Origin of the sequence: Dactylosporangium sp. NPDC051541 (assembly GCF_044454505.1) — a bacterium.
Classification (GTDB): Bacteria; Actinomycetota; Actinomycetes; order Mycobacteriales; family Micromonosporaceae; genus Dactylosporangium.
The window spans coordinates 1-4,151 of the sequence record NZ_JBITDU010000051.1 but is presented as its reverse complement, the minus strand read 5'-3'; the positions used below and the strand labels follow the sequence as shown (position 1 = coordinate 4,151).

The window sequence follows — 4,151 nt, the reverse complement described above, 5'->3', positions numbered from 1 at the left end:
GCCGAACGCCTGCCGGCAGGCGCGGCCAAGCGCGCGAGATCGGTCATCGAGCCGTTGAACACGTCCTGGTCGCCCGGGAAGGTACCGGCGTCGGCGTACTGCCATACGGTCCAGCTGGACCAGCCCGGTGGCAATGTCCCGGCGGAGGTGTCGTAGTGCGCGATGTCGAGCAGTTGGTCGCTGAACGCGCTGCTGTTGCCGGTGCAGGGATTCCACCAGTTGACGTTGGTGTAGATGAGTGTCGGCCGGCCGGTACGCACCCGCACCTCATTGACGAAGTTGCGGATCCACGACACCATCGCGGTCGTCGACACGCCGTAGCACGGCGACGGCGCCACGTACGTGCCGCCGGACTGGTACGGCCACTCCAGGTCGAGCATGACGGGCAGCGTCTTGCCGTCATTGGCGAACTGGGCGTGGTCAAGGAAGTAGTCGGCCTGCGCGACCGGGTCCGGCGAGTCGGGGCGGGCGAAGACGTACCCACCGGCGTACAGACCCGCGGCCTTCGCGCCGTTGTACTGGCCGTTGAAGTACGGGTTGACGTACGACGTGCCCTCGGTCGCCTTCGCATAGGCGAACTTTGCGCCGTTGGCCGCCTGCTGCGTCCAGTTGATATTGCCTTGATAGCTTGCGACATCCATACCCAGCACCGAGTATCCGGGAGGTGCGGCCGCGGCCAGCCGGCCCGAGTCGGCCTGCGCGCCGGGCGGCCGGCCCGCCCGTGCGGAGCCGCCGTCGCCAGGCACGTAGGCCCCCGTAGCGGCAGCATGGGCGGGCGCGGCGGCGCTGCCGGCGACGACACAGAGCACAGCGGCGAGCGCGACAACCACCCGCCCCGCAACAGTCTTGCGATACATGAGGGGTCTCCATCCAATTCGGCTTGCTCGATTGACGGAGGAGTTCCCCGACCCGGCCGCAGGCCGCGCGGAACCTGGGCCGCCGCCGAGAGGCGGCGCGCCGCTGCGCTGGGTTCCTGGTGGTGACGCCCGTGATCAGGTGCGGACCGGAGGTGGAGCGCCAGCCTCCGTCGGGGCTCGGCGCCGATAAGAACGATGCCAGTGGCGATAGACCGCCGTCACCGGTCCGGGCACGTCCGGAACCGGCCTGGCCGCAACCGGCCCACGGCCAGGAACCGGATGTTCGGCCCTCAGGCTGTCAGCAACAGCGGTGGCACACCCGCTCGGCCGGGTACTACAGCCAGCCCGCGCGGGCGGCGAGCAGGCCGGCCTCGAAGCGGCTGCGCGCGCCGAGGCGCTCCATCATGTCGGCCATCATCCGGCGGCAGGTTCGCTCGGAGACGCCCAGCCGTTTGGCGGCCGACTCGTCGGTGCGGCCTTGGCTGAGCAGGTTCAGCAGCTCCCGCTCCTGCGCCGTGGCGCCTTCGCGGTCGCGCGCCTGGCTCGCGCCCAGCGGGACGGCGCTGGCCCATACCTGCTCGAACAGCGCGACCAGCGAGGCCACCACGCCGCGGCTGGTCAGCCGGAGCACCCCGCGCGCGGTGTTCGCGGGGTCCACCGGCACGATCGCGGTGGTGCGGTCGAAGACCAACATCCGCGGCGGCAGCAGCGGTGCCGCGCGGACCTCGGCGCCGGCCGCGGTCAGACCCTGTGCGTACGCCAGGGTGCCCTTGTCGTTGCGGGCGCTCTCCTGCATCGCGGTGCGAATCGTGACGTTGCGCGCCAGGAGCTCGGCGTTGTTGCGCTCGGCCGCCTCCACGGCGTAAGGCCTCTGCACGCCGGGCATGATGCTCAGCAGTTCGACGCGCGCCGAGCCGGCCAACTCCTCGATCTGCTGGAGGACGGCGTCCATGCCGAGCACCTGGGTGGCCTCCGCCGCGCCCTGGACTGACTGCTGCTCCGCGTAATCGGCCACCATGGCCGCCATGGCGGCCTGGCCCGCGGCGATGCGCTGCGTGCGCGCTTCGAGCTCCGCCTGCTGCTTGGCCAGCAGCGACTGAAGGCCGACGGCGGGGCTGACCGCGCGCAGCTGGGTCTCCTGCTCGATCGAACGGCGAAGCAACGAGAGCTCGAAGAGCTCGTCGAGCGCGGAACGCACCGCGTCCGGCCCGACCGTCAGATCCCGGGCTAGATCGTCCACGCCCCAGGCAGGGTGAGCCAGCAGAAGGCGGTAGACGCTTTCCGAGGTCGCGTCCAGACCGAAGAACTCCAGCATCAATCCCCCGTGGTTGCTGCCAGCAGGCCCGACCGATGATCGAGCTACGTGATTCTTCCACCCTGCGGGCGGCGCGAGCAAGGCACTGCCAATTCGGACATTTTTGGTCGTACTGCATGGACGATTCCGGCCTGGCCGGAAGAGGTCAAGCGGGGAGCCTTTCGATCCGCCGCCGGGCCGGGAAATGTCTTCCTCACCGGCTGCGGAGCACGCCGGACTCGGCCCCGGAAAGCCTCCGGGGCGGCAATACCGAAAATAACGAAGAGGAGCCGATCCATGTCTATTTCCGCCCGCCGGAATACCGCTGTCACTGCGATGCTCCTGGCTGTCGCCGCGTTCTTCGCACTGTCGGTGGCGACGGCCGCCGGGTCCGGGAGCGCTCGGGCCGACGGCATCATCACCGTCCGGCCCACCCCGCCGGCGCATCCCGACGGCGCGATCTGGGACTGACGTGATGTACCTGGTCAACATCGCGATCAAGCGGACCCCCGACGCCGCTTTCCCAGTTCTTGCCGAAGACCAGGCGATTGCGGCCCTCCGGGCGGAAGTGGCGCCGGACGACGGCCTGGAACACATCAGCGCCCGCGCCGGTCCGGATGTTGTGCACGTCGGAATCTTCTGGCTGTCCCACAATCGCGAAACAGCCGAAATGAACGCCCTCCGCCTCTGCCGGAAAGCGCTGGAGCATCAGCCGCTCCTCGTCGGCTGGCAGCTCGCCGACGGCATTTCCTGAATTCGCATTCCACGAATTGGAGCGATTGATGTTCACCTCCAAGAATCTCCGGATCGGAACCCTTGGTGCGATCGTGGCCACTATCGGCCTGGCCGTTCTCACCGGCTGTTCATCCGCCGGCCAACCGGCCGCCGAATCCGTACCGTCCACCACCGCCGGGCTTCCTTCGCCGGCCTCGCCGGCCGACGCCCCGGCCCCCTCCACCGGCACGACCACGACCGCGGCCCCCGAGCCGAGCCGGACCACGACGGCCTCCGCCGCGAACCCGACCACGACGGCTCCGGCACCCGGGACGACCACCGCGCCCGCGCGATCGGCGGTGGACCCCTGCCCCGTCAGCGTCGCCACGCTCCTGGAAGCGCTGCGCGCCAGCGCGGACTTCTACCAGCGCGCGGCGCGTCCCGCCGCGCTGCGGGACGCGTCCTGCGCGAGTGGATACGCCGTGGCCAGCACCGTCTTCGACGGACAGCACCAGACCACGGAGATCGTGTTCGGCTTCGACGCCACCGCGCCCCGCTGGCGCCCGCTCAACCTCGGCAGCGCCGACATCTGCGTCGGCTTCGTCCCGGGCGACGCCGCCGCGAAGCTCGCCGCCTGCCAGTGATCAAACGCCCCCAAAGCTCTGGCCGCGTGACCATGCGGCCGGCGTCCCACCCCTCGATGGAAGGAAATCAGCCTTGCGTACCCATCTGCGCCACCGTGTCGCCGCGCTCCTCGGTGGCGTGCTGGCGGCCACGGGCCTCACCGTGCTCGGCACGCCCGCGCACGCCTCGTTCACCTCGACCGTCGGCGGCGACATCACCCGCTCGGAAGTCATGGAACGCGCACAGTACTGGGTGGACCATCAGCCCGGTGCGTACTCGAGCGACGGAAGCGGGTACTCACCCGATCCGACCGGCTCGCGGAACTACCGGCGTGACTGCTCCGGCTACGTCGACATGGCGTGGCACGCCAACTCGGACAACACGACGTTCAACATGGCCAACATCTCGACCGCGATCAGCCGCTCCGACCTGCGCCCGGGCGACATCCTCAACGACGAGCAGCACCACGTGATCCTGTTCAAGCGGTGGGACGACAGCTCGCACACCACCTTCGACTACTACTCGTTCGGCTCGACGCCGGTCAAACTCAAGACCAACATCTCGATTTCCGCGTCCTCGTTCGACGGGCACCCGAACTCCGAGTACGTCGCCCGCCGATACATCCACATCCAGGACGACGCACCCGCACCTCGCCCGTTGGG

At 69.5% G+C, this 4,151-nt stretch carries 5 protein-coding genes and 1 pseudogene; 4 read left to right on the top strand and 2 right to left on the bottom strand.

Annotated features, from left to right (window positions below):
* On the bottom strand, positions 1-857 hold an 857-nt coding region (locus ACIA8L_RS56290; protein WP_395918524.1), incomplete at its 3' end, for a GH25 family lysozyme.
* 334 nt (positions 858-1,191) lie between these two features.
* Positions 1,192-2,172, bottom strand: coding sequence for a LuxR C-terminal-related transcriptional regulator (locus ACIA8L_RS56285; protein WP_395918523.1), 981 nt, complete (start codon positions 2,170-2,172; stop codon positions 1,192-1,194).
* 315 nt (positions 2,173-2,487) lie between these two features.
* Here ACIA8L_RS56285 and ACIA8L_RS56280 point away from each other — a divergent pair, with 315 nt between their 5' ends.
* The 4 genes and pseudogenes from ACIA8L_RS56280 to ACIA8L_RS56265 all read left to right on the top strand — a co-directional run.
* Positions 2,488-2,622 (top strand): hypothetical protein, encoded by a 135-nt coding sequence (locus ACIA8L_RS56280; protein ID WP_395918521.1) that lies wholly within the window; start codon positions 2,488-2,490, stop codon positions 2,620-2,622.
* A 4-nt stretch (positions 2,623-2,626) separates the two neighbouring features.
* Positions 2,627-2,905, top strand: a complete 279-nt coding sequence (locus ACIA8L_RS56275; RefSeq protein ID WP_395918520.1) for a hypothetical protein — start codon at positions 2,627-2,629, stop codon at positions 2,903-2,905.
* A 73-nt stretch (positions 2,906-2,978) separates the two neighbouring features.
* Complete coding sequence (locus ACIA8L_RS56270) at positions 2,979-3,509, top strand: hypothetical protein (RefSeq protein WP_395918518.1); 531 nt, start codon at positions 2,979-2,981, stop codon at positions 3,507-3,509.
* A gap of 73 nt (positions 3,510-3,582) precedes the next feature.
* Positions 3,583-4,151: pseudogene (locus ACIA8L_RS56265) on the top strand (hypothetical protein); the annotation flags it as partial.